This is a genomic window from Nonomuraea roseoviolacea subsp. carminata (assembly GCF_024172185.1).
Taxonomy (GTDB): Bacteria; Actinomycetota; Actinomycetes; order Streptosporangiales; family Streptosporangiaceae; genus Nonomuraea; species Nonomuraea roseoviolacea.
Map to the genome: position 1 here is coordinate 2,305,533 of NZ_JAMZEC010000001.1, position 15,224 is coordinate 2,320,756.

Genomic DNA, 15,224 nt, shown 5'->3' on the forward strand with positions numbered 1-15,224 from the left:
ACCGGGGCGCGAATCGCGATCCGGCCAGCTTTAATGATCAGTTGGTCGGCCCGTCAGGCACTGATCAGCATGCGTTCACCTGCCGCCGGTGGCGTGGACGCATGGACTTCACGGACCCCCGCCTCGGCGACCTCGACCGGATCCTGCGGGACAGCGAGCGCACGATGCGTGAGCTGGAGCAGGCCATGCAGGAGATGAGCCGGCTGACCGGCACGGGCGAGAGCCGCGCGGGAACGGTGACGGCGCGGGTGGACTCCGAGAGCCGGCCGATCGAGGTGCGGATCAGCGCCCGGGCCATGCGCCTCGACCCGGACGAGCTGGGACAGCACGTGGTGGAGGCCGTGCGCGCCGCCCAGGAGGACCACGAGCGCCAGGCCCGCGAGCTGATGGCCTTCGCCCCGGCCCCCGACTCCTCCGCGCTGGGCACGTTCAGGCGCGACGTGGAGGAGATGCAGGACGCGTTCAGGCGCGAGATGGGCGAGCGCATGGACGGCGCGCGCAGGCGCCGCCAGGACGACTTCTGAACTCCGCGACTTCTGAACACCCCACGGGCACGGAAACGGCGGCCGGGAGGATCATCCTCCCGGCCGCCGCCGTGTCAGGGATCGGTCGGGGTCAGCCGCAGTTGCCCCAGCCCTCACCGCCGCTGCCGCTGGCGGTGCTGCCGGAGAACTTCACGCACTTGCCCTTGGCCGGAAGCTTGACCGGGCCGGCGTAGTAGTCGTAGCTGCCGCTGTCGGTCTTGCTGCCGCCGCCCTGCACGTCCAGGGTGGCGCTGACGGACGTCTTCTTGCCGATGTCCGTGGTCTTGAGGGTGACCACGCAGTTCTCACCGGTGCCGTTGTTGTAGAGCAGGTACGAGGTACCGCCCCCGAACGAGCTCTGCCGCTGGACACCGAAACCGGATCCGCACACCTGGGTCGGGCTGTACGGGTTGGTCCGCGGGGCCTCGGTGGTCTTGGTCGGCGTGGGCGTCGGCTTCGGCGCCTCGGTCGTCTTCGTCGGCGTCGGCTTCGGGGCCTCGGTCGTCTTCGTGGGCGTGGGCGTCGGCTTCGGAGACTGCGTGGTCCTCGTCGGCGTCGGCTTGGGCGCCTCGGTCGTCCTGGTCGCCGTCGGCTCCGGCTGCCTGGTCGGCTCCCGGGTGGGCTCCGGCTGCCTCGTCGGCTCCCGGGTGGGCTCCGGCTCCCTGGTCGGCTCCCTCGTCGGCTCCTGCGTCGGGGTCGGCGTCGGGGTCGGGGTCTGCTCCGGCGCCTTGGTCTCGGTCGGGGCCGGCGACGGGTCCTCCTGCGGCTTCTTCGTCGGCTTCCGGGTGTGCCGCTCCGCCGGCGTCTCCGTGGGCTGCTGCGCCGGAGTCGTCACCGTCGGCTGGACCGGGACGGTCGGCTGCCCGGTCGGCTGCGTCAGCACCGGCTGGGTGGGGATCGCGGCCGGGGTCGGCACCGTGCTGAACTCCGGCGGCGTCGGCCCCTGCGTGGTCGGCCACTCGGTCGGCAGCACGATCGGCGCCACCTCCGTCGGGTCCGGGCTGGCGGAGGCCGCCCAGGGCACCGTCAGCTCCGGCTGCGTCTGCTGCGCGGCCGGCTGGCCGGGCTGGCCGGGCTCGCCGGGCTGGGCCGGCTGCTGGCCCACGGGGGCGTCGCCGCCGGAGCCGCCGATCGCGGCCACGCCGCCGCTCGGGGTGGCCGTGCCCTGCGCGGCGACCGGTGTGAGGGTCTGCGTGTCCGCGTACCGGCCGGCGCCCCACAGGCCCACGGCCGAGAGCACCACGGCGGCGCTGACGGCGGCGACCAGCCCGACCGGGAACGACCGGCGCGGGGAGCCGCCCTGCTGCTGGCCGCCGGCGGACATCTGGTAGACCTGCTGCGGTCCGTTGGGCCCCTGCGGGCCGTTCGGGCCGTTGGGGCCGTTGGGGCCGTCCCAGCCGGTGGCGGGCTGGGGCACCGGCGGCGGGCCCCACGCGGGCTGCGGGTTCGGGACCGGCACGCCCTCCAGCGGGGGCAGGTACTCGGTCATCTCCTGCGACGGCTGGTGGAGGTGCTCGGCGGGCTGCATCGGGACCGGGACGGGCGCGATGACGCCGGCGGGAACCGGCCCGCCGGGGACGGAGCCGTCCGCGGCGCCGATCGCGCCCTTGTCGCCGAGGAGCTGGAGCAGCGCGGTGTACGTGGTGGGGCGCTGGGCGACGTCCTTGGACAGGGCCGAGAGGACGACGCGGCGCATCGGGTCGGCGAGCGTGCCGACCTCGGGCTCGGCGTTCAGCACCGCCTGCTCGTCCTGGCCGAACGGCGCGTGGCCGGTCGCCGCGAAGGCGATCACGGCGCCCCAGGCGAAGACGTCGGCGTACGGGCCGTAGCGCAGGCCGCCGATCTGCTCCGGCGAGCGGTAGCCGACCTCGCCGACGGCCTCGCCGAGGTCGATGTCGGTGACGCGCGGCCCGTCGGGGCCGAGGATGACGTTGTGCGGGGTGAGGCCGCGGTGCGTGACCCCGGCCAGATGGATCGCGGTCAGCGCGGTCAGCACGCCGACCGCGACGCGCTCCAGTGTGTCGCCGTCGAGCGGGCCGTCGGCGGCCACGGTCTCGGCGAGGCTGCGGCCCTCGATGTGCTCGCGGACGACGTACGGCTGCTCGCCGTGCATGCCCGCCTCGATCGTGCGGGCCACGTAGACGCTGGAGATGCGCTGGACGCCGGTGAGACGCTCGGCTTCCTCGGGGCCGGCGTCCGGGACGGCCGGCAGTAACTTGATGACTCGCGTGGGCGCGTCGTCGGCCTCACGGCCGAGGAAGGCGGCGCCGCGCGCCCCTTCATCGAGCCGTCCGAAAATCGCGTACACGCCCAACCGCTCAGGATCCCCCGGCCGCAGAGGGTGCATTGTGGTCCCTTCAGGTCAAAGCATGAACTGAGGCATATTCAACCAAAGTCGCCACTTTTGTATCAGGAGTTTCGGGCGGTCACCTGACAGTTCACGGTCAGGACATGTTCACGACGGACGGCCCGCGCGCCACCGCCGGCGCCTGCCCAGCGGCAGCACCCACGTCCCAGCAGCGGCGATGCCCGCCAGCGCCATCGCGCCGCCCATGACACCCAGCGCCACGTTGACGGTTTTGTGATCAGGCGGCGGCACCTTCGTTATGGCCCCGGCGGGCAGCGGGGACGCCGCGGGCTGCGCCACCACGGGGGCGTCCGCCGGCTCGTACGGCATCACCGCCGTCACGGCCAGCGTCGGATTGACCATCCCGGTCCCGGTGGCCTTGCCGACGGTTCCGTCGGCGGTCGCGATGATGCGCTGCCGTACCTGCTGCTGGTCGAGCTTGGGGAAGCGCGAGCGCACCAGCGCGGCCACGCCCGCCACGAACGGCGTCGCGAAGCTCGTGCCCTCCAGGTTCACCTGGTACCCGCCGCCGGGCCACGGCGCGGTGATGCCCACGCCCGGCGCGAGGACGCTGATCGGCGTCGCCGTGCTGGAGGAGTCGGCGCGCCGCCCGTCCGGCGCGGCCGAGCCGACCGACAGCACGCCCTCGTAGGAGGCCGGGTAGGCGGGCTCGGCGACCCCCTCGTCGTTGTCGACGTTGCCGGCCGCGGCCACGATCACGATGTCGTGGGCCAGCGCCTCCTGGACGGCCGCCCGGAGGTCCGGGTGGTCCGAGGCCTTGATGGACACGTTGATGACGTCGGCCTTGACGTCGATCGCCTGCCTGATGCCCTTGGCGAGGTCGCGGACGTCGCCCTCCTTGCTGTTGCTCTGCTTGATGGAGATGATCTGCGCCTCGGGCGCGACGCCGTGGAAGGGCACCCCCGTGACGTACCTGCCGCCCACGATGCCCGCGATGGCCGTGCCGTGCCCCACGCAGTCGCGGTAGCCGGTGTGGGTGACGTCGATGAACTTGGAGACGCGCAGCTGCGGGTGCCGGTAGTCGACGCCGCTGTCGATGATGGCCACGGTCACGCCGGCGCCCCTGGTGAGGCGCCAGGCGTTCTTGATCTCAAGCCGCTTCTGCCCCCACGGCTCCTGGGCGGAGAGCTTGACCGTGCCCTTCCCGGGGTCGCACTCCTGGGGCGCCGCCACGGCCCGCGCCGGAGGCGCGGCCACGGGGGCGAGCACAGGTTGCAGAGCCAGCAGGCTTGCCAGGACGACGCGACCCATCATGGCGGAAAAGCGTAGCTTGCCGGATTCAGCGGCACGATGTCGTCGCCCGTTCCGGCCCATCAGCCGTTGTCAGGCATGACGGAGCCCCGGCGGGCGGGCGCCGGGGCTCCGGGCGGTGCTCAGCGGGTCGCGGACTCGATGTTGCCGCGGTAGGTGTTGATGACCCGGGCGGCCTCCTGCAGCTCCTCCGTCATCCGCTGGAACGCGGTCCGGTAGTTCTGCCAGGCACCCTGGAAACGCTCGGCCCCGGGGCCGGTCCAGGCAGTGCCGACCTTCGACGCCTCGCGGTCGAGGGCGGTCATCGTGGTGCGCACCGCCTCCGACTGCTGGGTGAACTGCGTCGCCATCGACTGCATTTCCGCGGGGTCGCCACCAAGCAGGCTCTGGCCCATGCATACCTCCTGGATCGTCGTGACAGCGCACTCACCATAGGCTCGGGGCGGGGGCCCATCGCTCCCGTTATGCCGAGCGGCTATGGTCGTCCAGAGGATCATTCGGTTTCTCCCGCGTGGACCGGGGCGCCCGGGGGAAGGCGAAAGCCGGCACCTAGACTCCGTTGAGTGCCCGTCGAGGAAGGACGAACGTCGGTGCAGAAGGTTCTCATCGCCAACCGGGGCGAGATCGCCGTGCGCGTCGCCCGCGCCTGCAAGGACGCCGGCATCGCCAGCGTCGCCGTCTACGCCGACCAGGACCTCGACGCCCTGCACGTCAGGACGGCCGACGAGGCGTACGCGCTGGGCGGCCAGTCCCCCGCCGAGACCTACCTCGACATCGCCAAGCTGCTGGACGTCGCCCGCCGCTCCGGCGCCGACGCCGTCCACCCCGGCTACGGCTTCCTCTCCGAGAACGCCGGCTTCGCACAGGCCGTGATCGACGCCGGCCTCATCTGGATCGGGCCGCCGCCCGCCGCCATCGCCGCGCTCGGCGACAAGGTGCGCGCCCGGCACATCGCCCAGAAGGTCGGCGCGCCGCTGGTGGCCGGCACCAAGGACCCCGTCTCCGGCGCCGACGAGGTCGTCGCCTTCGCCGAGGAGCACGGCCTGCCGATCGCCATCAAGGCCGCGTACGGCGGCGGCGGGCGCGGCATCAAGGTGGCCCGCCGCATCGAGGAGGTCGCCGAGCTGTACGAGTCGGCGGTGCGCGAGGCCGTCGCCGCCTTCGGACGCGGCGAGTGCTTCGTCGAGCGCTACCTCGACCGCCCCCGCCACGTCGAGACCCAGTGCCTGGCCGACCGGCACGGCGGCGTGGTCGTCGTCAGCACCCGCGACTGCTCCCTGCAGCGCCGCCACCAGAAGCTCGTGGAGGAGGCGCCCGCGCCGTTCCTGAGCGACGAGCAGCGGGAGATCCTCTACTCCAGCTCCAAGGCCATCCTGCGCGAGGCCGGCTACGTCGGCGCCGGCACCTGCGAGTTCCTCGTCGGCCAGGACGGCACGATCTCCTTCCTGGAGGTCAACACCCGGCTCCAGGTCGAGCACCCGGTCACCGAGGAGGTGTCGGGCATCGACCTGGTGCGCGAGATGTTCCGCATCGCCGACGGCGAGCCGCTCGGCTACGACGACCCGGCGCTGCGCGGCCACTCCATCGAGTTCCGGATCAACGCCGAGGACGCCGGACGCAGCTTCCTGCCCGCGCCGGGCACCCTGACCGAGCTGCGCCCCCCGGCCGGGCCGGGCGTCCGGCTCGACTCCGGTTACGAGGCCGGCATGACCGTGCCGGGCACGTTCGACTCGCTGATCGCCAAGCTCGTCGTCACCGGGCGCACGCGGCGGGAGGCGCTGGAGCGCAGCCGCCGGGCGCTGGCCGAGTTCGAGATCGCCGGCATGCCGACCGTGCTGCCGTTCCACCGGGCGATCGTGTCCGACCCGGCCTTCACCGCCGAGCCGTTCTCCGTCCACACGCGGTGGATCGAGACCGAGTTCGACAACACGATCCCGCCGTACGACGGCGAGCAGGCCGCGGCCGAGCCCGCCGCCCGCGAGAGCGTCACCGTCGAGGTCGGCGGCAAGCGCCTGGAGGTCGTGCTGCCGGCCGGCCTCGGCGCGACGGCCGGCGCCGCGCCCGCCCCGGCGGCGGGCAGACGGTCCAGGCGGGGCGGTGGCGGCGCGCAGAAGACGGCCGCGGGCGGCGACGCCCTCGTCAGCCCCATGCAGGGCACGATCGTCAAGGTCGTGGCGAGCGACGGTGACACGGTGTCCGAGGGCGACACCGTGGTCGTGCTGGAGGCCATGAAGATGGAGCAGCCGCTGGCCGCCCACAAGTCCGGCACGATCACCGGGCTCAGCGCGGCCGTGGGGCAGAGCGTCACCGCGGGCGCCACGATCTGCGAGATCAAGGACGCCTGACCGGCGACACCCGCGCCCTCCCGTCGCCCGACCGGCGACCTCCGCACCATCCCGTTGCCCGACCCGCGACATCCGCGCCATCGAGGACGCCTGACCCCGGGGCCGCCGGGGTAGGACACGTGGCTCCGGCGGCCCCACGGGGGGCCGTCACGCGCCGCGTCCACTCCATACGAAACGAGTAACGTGCCACAGTGAGGAACTTCGCCGACCGCCCGTTCGTCCTCAAGGACGAAGGAGGCATGCTGCCCATGACCCATTCGCTGCGCCGAGCCGGGGCCGCGACCGCGGCTCTGTTCGCCGGTCTGCTCGTCGTCCTCGCGCTGTCCCCCGCCGCCACGGCGGCCACGGCGCCGCCCGACGCCCAGTCCATCGTGTCCTACTGGAAGGACAAGAAGGACCGCCTCTACGTGGAGCCGGGCTCACCGCTCACGTCGGACCAGCAGTCGGCCATCCGCGACACGCTGAAGGACTCCAAGAGCAACGTCTACGTCGCCGCGCTGCCCGACGGCACGGTGACCGACCCGAAGACCTACGTCAGCGGGCTCGGCAAGGCCACGGTGCAGGCCAAGGGCGGCGGCCCGGTGACCGTGGCCGTGCTCGACGGCACCTCGCTGTTCGCCATGTCCAACTTCGGCCGTCCGGGCATGACCGACCAGCTCTCCAAGCTGGCCGTCCGCAACCACAAGGACGACCTGGCCGCGGGCATCGACGAGTTCGTCTCCCGGGTCAACCTGATGGCCGAGGGCAAGCGGGCCGCGCTCGACTCCGGCCCGGTGGGCGGCGACGGCGGCGGCGCCGGCGTGCTCGTCGGCCTCGGCGCGCTCGCGCTGGTCGGCGGTGGCGGCTACTTCCTGTACTCCAAGAACAAGAAGAAGAAGCAGGCCATCCAGGACGCCAAGGACCTGGCCGCGGTCAAGCAGACCGTCGAGGAGGACGTCACCAAGTTCGGTGAGGAGATCACCGCGCTCGACACCGACGTCACCCTGGCCGGTCAGGGCGGCTCCAACATCCAGGAGTGGCAGCAGGCGCTCGACGCCTACGAGAAGGCCAAGACGCAGCTCGCCGCCATCCAGCGGGCCGACCAGGTGCGCGAGGTCACCCAGACCCTGGAGGACGGCCGCTACGCGCTGGCCGTCGTAAAGGCGAAGGTCAACAACCAGCCCGTGCCCGAGCGGCGCGCCCCCTGCTTCTTCAACCCGCAGCACGGCCCGTCGGTGCGCGACGTGCGCTGGGCGCCGCCCGGCGGCGCGGTGCGCGACGTGCCCGCCTGCGCGGCCGACGCCGAGGCCGTCGAGCGCGGCTTCGACCCGCAGACCCGCGAGGTCATGATCAACGGTGAGCGCCGGCCCTACTACGACGCCGGTCCCGCCTACCAGCCGTACGCCTACGGCTACTACGGCGGCTTCGGCGACGTCATGACCGGCATGTTCATCGGCACCATGATGGGCAGCATGTTCCACGGCGGCTGGGGCGGCTACGGCGCCGGCTACGCCGAGGGCTACTCCGACGCCGGGGGCGACTTCGGCGGTGGCGGCGGAGACTTCGGCGGCGGTGGAGGCGACTTCGGCGGCGGCGGTGGCGGCGGCTGGGGCGACTTCGGCGGCGGAGACTTCGGTGGCGGCGACTTCGGCGGCGGCGGCGACTGGTAGGCCGTCACGTCCGCACGACACGATCGGGCGCGTCCCTGCGGGGGCGCGCCCGTCGCGTTTCCAGGGCGTCCTCCTGGTGTCTCCACGAGGCGACGGCCACGCCCTCAGGGCCCCCGGCAAAGGCGCTGACATCACCCTTCACAAGACGCGCCGCTTCCGCATCCCCGCGTCTACGCCAAGACCGGCCTCCGCTCCCGCGTGGAACTCGCCGTCGCCTACCTACGAACGCGGCGAGGGGTGATCTGCGAGAAAGCGTGTGATCAGGCCGGTGACCTGGTCGGAGGCCTCCAGCGGCAGATGGTGGGCGGCGTCCGGCACCAGCCGCAGGCGGGCGGCCGGGATGAGTTCCGCGATCTCGTTCGACAGTTCGACGGGCATGGCCCGGTCGTTCGCGCCGGCCACGACCAGGGTCGGCGCCTGGATGCCGGGCAGCAGGTGGCGGATGTCGGGGCGATGCAGCACCGCGGCGTCGAGCGCGAGCGCCATCGCGGCCGGGTCATGGCCGACCATCACGTTCAGTTCGGCGGCGGCCGTGGCGGGGTTCGCCGTGCGCCACCGCGGATCGGTGGCGGCCTCCTGCACCTCGCGCATCACCGCGTGCCGCTGTTCGGCCGTGCCGGTGTCGAGCACCGACCGGCGTCGCCGCCACAGGTCGTGACGTTCGGCGGGCTCTGGACGGGCACTGGTGCCCGTCAGCACCAGGGACCGCACCAGATCCGGGCGGCGGGCCGCCAACCGCATGGCGATCATTCCGCCCTGCGACTGGCCGACGACCACCACCGGGCCCCAGTGGCTCTCCTGGATGAGCAGGGCGATGTCGGCGGCGATGTCGTCCAGGGTCCAGCCACCGGCAGGCCAGGTGCTGGCACCGTGACCGGGCAGGTCCACCCCGATGCAGCGATGGGTGTCGCTCAAGGCCCGGATCTGGGCGGCGAACATCGAGCGGTCGGCGAACAGACCGTGCAGGAACACCACCACCGGACCGGATCCGGTGTCGTCATAGCCGTAAACGGTGTCGTTGACTCGCACCTGCCGCGCCTGGGGCGGCGCGGTGAACGCCGCCGTGCCGGTGTCGAAGGCGGCGGCCAGGGCGAGCGAGTCCTCGAAGATCTGGTAGCGGCCGATCTTCCCGTCACGCACGGTGAAACGGATCGCGTAGTCGCCCTCGACGGTGCGTCCGGTCGCCCTGACCAGGAGATGGAAGCGGCCGCACACCACCGCCTCGTCGCCGTGACCGGTGACGGTGAAGATCTGTCCGCCGCGTGGTTCGAAGGTGGACGGGAAGTCCGCGATCCACTGCGCGACACGGTCCCGGCCCTGCCGCAGACCGACGGTGGGCACGCCGGGCGCGCCGTCCACGTGCCAGATCACGTCCTGGGAGAGCAGGCCGAGGGCGCTGTCCACGTCGCCGTCGCCGAACGCGTCGAGGTAAGCCAGGGCAACGTCGGCAGGGGTGGTCGAAGGGCTCATCAGGCTTTCCTTCCGAGTAGCAGGGCGCCGATGTGATATCAGGTTACCTGATAAAGAGCAGGAGTTTATAATTTGCTCATGGATCCTGATTTCCTGCCCCGGCGCCGCCTCCTGACGGCGATCAAGAACGCCGAGCACGCCACCCAGCAGGTAAAGGACGCCGCGGTCCGGGCGGCGGGGCTCACCATGGCGCAGTACAACGTGATGATCCTTCTCACCGAGACCCCCGGCATCACCAGCGCCGAACTGGCCCGCCGCTGTTTCGTCAGCCCGCAGTCGATGAACGAAACGGTGGCCAAGCTGGAGAAGGCCGGCCTGATCGAACGCACCCCGCATCCCTTGCACCGGCACGTCCGCGAAACCGTGGTCACCCCGGCCGGCCGGATACTCCTGGACGAGGCGGACGATCGCGTGCTGGAACTCGAACGCCTGCTGCGCGACCACATCCCGCGCGAGCAGCAAGAAGTGCTCCGCGACCTGCTCGCCACCATCGAAGCACTCGCCCACGGGCGGGAGTGACCACTGGTGTCGCCGCCTTCCGCTCGTCGCACCGGTCCCCACATCCGCGGGGCGCGACGGCGAGAAGACATGCCGCTCCCCCATCCTCCGAGGACGCGCGAGCCCGTCTCCGCCTACGCGCGACCGTCACGGGTCAGGAGTCCGCGACGGACGCTCGCCTCCATCGGCGCGGGCTCCGACCTCCCATGACGACGCGACGACGGCGATGCCCTCGGGCGCGATCATCTACGTGCCCCCACCACGGACTTCGAAGCAAGCCGGTCGCCGGCGAAACACAGCCGGTAGGCGCCGTCGTCGAACGCCCGCACGGTGTAGTACACACAGTCCTGACCGGCGGGGGCGGGTGGGGCTCCGTCGGGCGGGCCGTCACCGGGCAACGCCGGCAGCCGTGCCTCCACCTCGGCGCGCGGAGCCCCTACCGTCAGCCCGTCGTACGTGCCGCGCGGCAGCACCGACAGCGACGTGCTGAGCAGCCAGACCGGGACCATCAGCAGCAGGATCCCGGTCAGGACCGCCAGCGGCACGAGCACGGTCTGGGCCAGCCCTCGGCGCACCTCCCGCTCGGCCCGGGCCAGCTCCCGGGCCGAGGTGCTCAGGCTGCCTCCGGTCGGCGGGCGGGCGGCCGCGTTCGCCCGGGTGGGCAGCTCGGCCACGACCTCGAACCCGCCTCCGGAGACGGGGCCCGCGCGCAGGGTGCCGCCCGCCAGCCGTACCCGCTCGTCGAGGCCCGCCAGCCCGGCGCCGCCCGAGACCGCGTTCACGGCGGACGCAGCGGGCGGGGCGTTGGCGACGCTCACGCGCAGCGCGTCGTCCTCGCGGGTGACACGGACGCGCACGGGCGCGCCCGGGGCGTGCTTGGCGGCGTTGGTCAGCCCCTCCTGCACGACGCGCCCCACGGCCAGGGCCGTCATCGAAGGGATGCCGGTGAGATCGTCCAGGCGTTCCAGGGTCACGGCCATCCCGGCGGCGCGGGCCCGGTCGACCAGCGGGCCAGGACCGTCGGCGGCCGACCGCCGTTCGCCCGGCGGAAGAAAAGTGCCGAAGGCGCGGGCGCCAACCGCGTGAGCGCCGACCGCGTGAACGCCGGTGGGCGGTGGGAGGGCTCCGCTTGCGGCGTGGACTCCGTCATCCGGCGAAGGACCATCGTCGGCGGCACGCACCCCGCCACCCGGCGAAAGACGACCGTCGAGGGCGCGGGCGCCTTCGGACGACGAGTGAGACGGGTGGGGGGCGTTCATGTCGCCGGGCCGTTCTCCCAGGGCGGAGGGACGCTCCGGCAGGACGGAGGGAGACTCCAGCGAGGCGAAGGGCGGCTCCGGCAGGGGGGAGGGAGACTCCGGCGGGGCGAAGGGTGGCTCGGGCTGGGTCTCGTCGTCGTCGGTGCGCAGGACGCCGACGATGTCGCGCAGCCGCTCGGTCGCCTCGGCGGCGGCCTCCCGCAGCTCGGCCACCACGGCCTGGTGACGGGGGTCGAGCGTGGGGTCGAGCTGGAGCGCGGCGGCCCGCATCGCCATGAGCGTCAGGTCGTGGCCGAGCGAGTCGTGCATGTCGCCCGCGATGCGCGCCCGTTCGCGGATGCGGGCCCGGTCGGCGACGATCCGCTGCTCGCGTTCCATGCGGTCGGCCAGGCGCCACCCGGCGCGGGTGAGGACGGCGTACCGGCGTCGGTAGCGGCCGAGCTGCCACGGCAGCACCACGACGATCAGCAGGGTGAGCAGCAGCGACGACCACCCCCACAGCCGGTCGGGCGACAGGAGCACGCACAGGGGCAGCCCCGCGACCGCCACCGCGGCGAAGAACCACAGCCCGGGACGCGCCGCCGCGCGGGTCCCGGCCAGCCACGCGAAGGCGGCCAGCGCCGGCCAGTACGGTACGGCGAGCAGCTCCACGTCCAGCGCCAGCCCGAGCGCGACCGGGACGGCCAGCGCGACGAGCGGCCACCGCTCGCGCACGGCCACGGCGACGCCCAGCAGCGGCACCCCGGCCGCCGACACGAGCGCCTCGCGCCCGTGCAGGATGAGGGCGCCGGCGACGACCGGGGCGGCGAGCAGCAGCCACAGAGCCGTGCCGCCGTGCCGCTCGAAGCGGGCGGCGAGGCGGGCGGGCAGGTCACGCACGCTCCGCATGTTCGCAGCCAGGCGTCGTCCGCTCACCCCCCGCCCCCTTTCCGGCGCTGGTCCTGGCCTGAACTGTAGGGGGTGGGGCGGGTGGTCGGGACCCGCCTTTCGGCGCCCCTGCCCCCTGACGAAAGTAGGGGGGCAACCGCGGTCACCCGACGCCGGCACCTCCAAGCCCACCCTCAGGAGCAAGCAAGCCCGCCCTCTGTCGGCAGTCGTCGGCCACGGCCGTTCAGACTCGGGGGGCCAAAGCCGGGGGCGGGTCGAGTCGGATAGAGGCGGGTCGAGGCGGAGCGGGGTGGCCCCGTCGTGCCGGTGCCGCGCCGCGTGGTCACGCCCGCGCCTGCTCCGTGGTGCGTGGAGCGGGCGAGAGCAGGCCCTGGCCCTTCAGCAGGACGGCGCCCGCGAGCGCGAGCGTGACCGTCAGGAGCACGAGCTGCACCCCGTAGCGCACCTCCTGGAGCGGCAGCAGCCGCAGGCCGATGTGGAAGCCCCAGTGCACGCCGACCGCCATCCACAGCCCGCCCCCGCGCAGCCGCGCGGCCGTGCACGCGAACCCGAGCGCCACGGCCGAGATCGCGAAGAACGCCCGCTCCAGGACCGTGTCCGCCGGGCTCCGGGAGACGATGTGTATCGCGCCGAAGGCCACGGAGGAGATGACCACGACCGTCCGCGGCGACAGCCGTACCGACAGGGTGTCCACGAGGTGACCCCGCCACAGCAGCTCCTCGGGGAACGCCTGGCCGAGCAGGACGACGACGGCGACCAACGGCAGCCAGAGCAGGAAGGACGCGTCCACCGGCACCCACCTCATGGCGCCCACGGCGAGCGAGAGCCCGCCGGCGACGAGCACCGGCACCAGCCCGGCGACCACGCCGATGAGCACGTGCGACGGCCTGTGCCAGCCGAGCGCCGCCCACGGCCGCCGGTCGGCGAAGCGCCTGACGAGGTGGACCAGCAGCAGCGCGGCCAGCGCGATGCCGGCGGCCCCGAGCGGCTGGCGCAGCGGGCTGTCCCGGTCCAGGAGCAGCGACGCCGGAAGGCTGCCCAGCAGCGCCTGGACGAACGTGGTCACCATGACGATGAGGACGGACCAGATCGGTTTCATGCCACGAACCGTAGGAACGCGCCGCCTCCCGGTACATCGGGCTTGAGACCGATCCGGCCATGACCGGTGTCATGGTGCCTGAGGAGGATCACAACGCGGCCGGGGAGTCGTAGGGTCGGTCACATGTCGTGGCTGCGTGACCCCGATCGGCCGCTCCTGTTCAGCATGGTCTTCTGGCTGGTGCTCGGCGCCGTGGTCGCCGTCAACCTCCTGGACGAGAGCTACGCCCCGACCCGGTACGCCTTCGCCGTCAACCTCGCGCTCGTCCTCGGCCTCTGGCCGGTGCTCCCGTGGAACCCCGGGCACCGTGGTCGCCGCCTGGCCTCCCCCGCGTTCCTGGTGGTCACCTTCGCCCTCGGCTTCACCGGGTCGGCGGGGACGCACGCGCCGTTGACGCTGCTCGCCATCGCCAACCTGGCGTTCGTCTACGGCATGCGCATGGCGACCGTCATCCTCGCCGGGCAGGCGGCGCTGATGATCGCGCTCCCCTGGGCCGTGGGCAGGCCGATGGCCGGCGTGCTGATGGAGGTGGGGCTCCTCATGGTGTTCGCCGCGTTCGTCCTGGGCATGGCGTCGTCCGTGCTGAAGGCCCGGCAGCTCGCGGAGCGGGTCAGGGAGCTGACCGTCGCCCAGGAGCGCGGGCGGATGGCCGCCGAGATGCACGACTCGATCGGCCACCACCTCACCGTCATCAAGGTCGGCCTGGAGAACGCCGAGCGCTTCCGCGACCGCCGCCCGGAGGCCGCCTGGGACGAGGTGCGCCAGGCCAAGGAGCTCACGGTGGCGGCGCTCGCCGACGCCCGCCGGTGGGTGCGCGCCCTGCGCCCCCTCGCCCTCGACGGGCACCTCGGGAGCGCCGCGCTCGAACGGCTCGCCGGCTCCTTCACCGGCACCGGGGTCACGGTCAGCTTCGACGTGACGGGCACCGAACGCCTGCTCAAGCCCGACACCGAGCTGGTCCTGTACCGCGTGTTGCAGGAGGGGCTCACCAACGCGCTGCGCCATGCCGAGGCCGAGTCCGTACGCGGCTCCCTGGCGTTCGAGAAGGGCAGGGTGGTGTTGGTGGTCGCCGACGACGGCAAGGGCCGCGACCAGGGGCGGGGATTCGGGCTGAGCTCGCTGGCCGAGCGGGTGCAGGCGCTCGGCGGCACGCTGTCCAGCGGCAACGCGGCCCGGGGCTTCGAGCTGCGCGCGGAGCTGCCGGCATGATCCGTGTCCTGCTGGTGGACGACCAGGAGCTGATGCGGCGCGGGCTGCGCAAGATGCTGGAGATCGAAGAGGGCATCGAGGTCGTCGGCGAGGCCGCCGACGGGGTGCAGGCCCTGGCGCAGGTCCGCGAGACGCGCCCCGACGTGGCGCTCGTGGACGCCCGCATGCCGCACATGGACGGGGTCGAGCTGATCACGCGCCTGTCGGCCGAGTTCCCGTCGGTGGCGGCGATCGTGCTCACCACGTTCGACGAGGACGAGTACATCTTCGGCGCCCTGCGCGGCGGCGCCGTCGGCTACCTGCTCAAGGACTGCTCGCCGGACGACGTGGTCGAGGCCGTCCGCCGGACGAGCCGCGGCGAGACCGTGCTGGGAAGTCCCGCCGCCGCCCGGCTGGTCGCCCACGTGCGCCGGACGCCGGCGCCGTACGACGTCCCGCGCTCCCCCGACGCCCGTGGCGGCCGGGAGGCGGAGTCGCTGTCCGCCAGGGAGCTGGACGTGGCCCGGATGGTGGCGGCCGGCGCGAGCAACCGGGAGATCGCCGCCCGGCTGCTCATCTCGGAGGGCACGGTGCGCAACCACGTCTCCAGCGTCCTGCGCAAGTTGGGCCTGCGCGACCGCATCCAGCTCGCGCTGCACCTGACGAGACGTTAGCCCCGGCGGAT

The 15,224-nt window shown here is 73.0% G+C and carries 12 protein-coding genes; 6 read left to right on the top strand and 6 right to left on the bottom strand.

The genetic code is table 11. The features are described from left to right. Positions 1-101 precede the first annotated feature (101 nt). Positions 102-524: a YbaB/EbfC family nucleoid-associated protein gene (locus tag HD595_RS10370; protein WP_253767959.1), complete on the top strand. Its 423-nt coding sequence runs from the start codon at positions 102-104 to the stop codon at positions 522-524. Positions 525-615: 91 nt separating this feature from the next. On the opposite strand, the gene HD595_RS10375 is transcribed toward HD595_RS10370, so the two are convergent. The 3 genes from HD595_RS10375 to HD595_RS10385 all read right to left on the bottom strand — a co-directional run bounded on the left by HD595_RS10375 (position 616) and on the right by HD595_RS10385 (position 4,538). Beyond that, entirely contained in the window at positions 616-2,832 is a 2,217-nt protein-coding gene (locus tag HD595_RS10375) for a protein kinase domain-containing protein (protein WP_253767961.1), read from the bottom strand. A gap of 147 nt (positions 2,833-2,979) precedes the next feature. Further along, positions 2,980-4,146 (bottom strand): S8 family serine peptidase, encoded by a 1,167-nt coding sequence (locus HD595_RS10380; protein WP_253767963.1) that lies wholly within the window; start codon positions 4,144-4,146, stop codon positions 2,980-2,982. Positions 4,147-4,265: 119 nt separating this feature from the next. After that, positions 4,266-4,538, bottom strand: coding sequence for a WXG100 family type VII secretion target (locus tag HD595_RS10385; protein ID WP_175587694.1), 273 nt, complete (start codon positions 4,536-4,538; stop codon positions 4,266-4,268). A 195-nt stretch (positions 4,539-4,733) separates the two neighbouring features. Between HD595_RS10385 and HD595_RS10390 the strand changes: the two genes are divergently transcribed. Both HD595_RS10390 and HD595_RS10395 read left to right on the top strand, forming a co-directional pair. Further along, the gene (locus HD595_RS10390) at positions 4,734-6,488 is read left to right on the top strand and encodes an acetyl/propionyl/methylcrotonyl-CoA carboxylase subunit alpha (RefSeq protein ID WP_253767965.1); all 1,755 of its coding nucleotides are present in this window, start codon (positions 4,734-4,736) and stop codon (positions 6,486-6,488) included. A 191-nt stretch (positions 6,489-6,679) separates the two neighbouring features. Further along, positions 6,680-8,137, top strand: coding sequence for a hypothetical protein (locus HD595_RS10395; protein ID WP_253767967.1), 1,458 nt, complete (start codon positions 6,680-6,682; stop codon positions 8,135-8,137). 219 nt (positions 8,138-8,356) lie between these two features. On the opposite strand, the gene HD595_RS10400 is transcribed toward HD595_RS10395, so the two are convergent. Beyond that, positions 8,357-9,745 carry an alpha/beta fold hydrolase gene (locus tag HD595_RS10400; protein WP_253767969.1) on the bottom strand — a complete coding sequence of 463 codons (1,389 nt, stop codon included), beginning with the start codon at positions 9,743-9,745 and terminating at the stop codon, positions 8,357-8,359. Between HD595_RS10400 and HD595_RS10405 the strand changes: the two genes are divergently transcribed. After that, on the top strand, positions 9,686-10,126 hold the full coding sequence (locus HD595_RS10405; RefSeq protein ID WP_253767971.1) for a MarR family winged helix-turn-helix transcriptional regulator: 441 nt from the start codon (positions 9,686-9,688) through the stop codon (positions 10,124-10,126). The genes HD595_RS10400 and HD595_RS10405 overlap by 60 nt on opposite strands. A 221-nt stretch (positions 10,127-10,347) precedes the next feature. Here HD595_RS10405 and HD595_RS10410 read toward each other — a convergent pair whose 3' ends face one another. Together HD595_RS10410 and HD595_RS10415 are read right to left on the bottom strand one after the other, a co-directional pair. Next, entirely contained in the window at positions 10,348-12,243 is a 1,896-nt protein-coding gene (locus tag HD595_RS10410) for a sensor histidine kinase (RefSeq protein ID WP_253767973.1), read from the bottom strand. Positions 12,244-12,574: 331 nt separating this feature from the next. Then, entirely contained in the window at positions 12,575-13,351 is a 777-nt protein-coding gene (locus tag HD595_RS10415) for a CPBP family intramembrane glutamic endopeptidase (RefSeq protein WP_253767975.1), read from the bottom strand. Positions 13,352-13,474: 123 nt separating this feature from the next. On the opposite strand from HD595_RS10415, the gene HD595_RS10420 reads away from it, so the two are divergent. Both HD595_RS10420 and HD595_RS10425 read left to right on the top strand, forming a co-directional pair. Beyond that, positions 13,475-14,560: a sensor histidine kinase gene (locus HD595_RS10420; protein WP_253767977.1), complete on the top strand. Its 1,086-nt coding sequence runs from the start codon at positions 13,475-13,477 to the stop codon at positions 14,558-14,560. Next, the gene (locus tag HD595_RS10425; protein WP_253767979.1) at positions 14,557-15,213 is read left to right on the top strand and encodes a response regulator; all 657 of its coding nucleotides are present in this window, start codon (positions 14,557-14,559) and stop codon (positions 15,211-15,213) included. The genes HD595_RS10420 and HD595_RS10425 overlap by 4 nt, the downstream gene beginning before the upstream one ends. Positions 15,214-15,224: the final 11 nt, after the last annotated feature.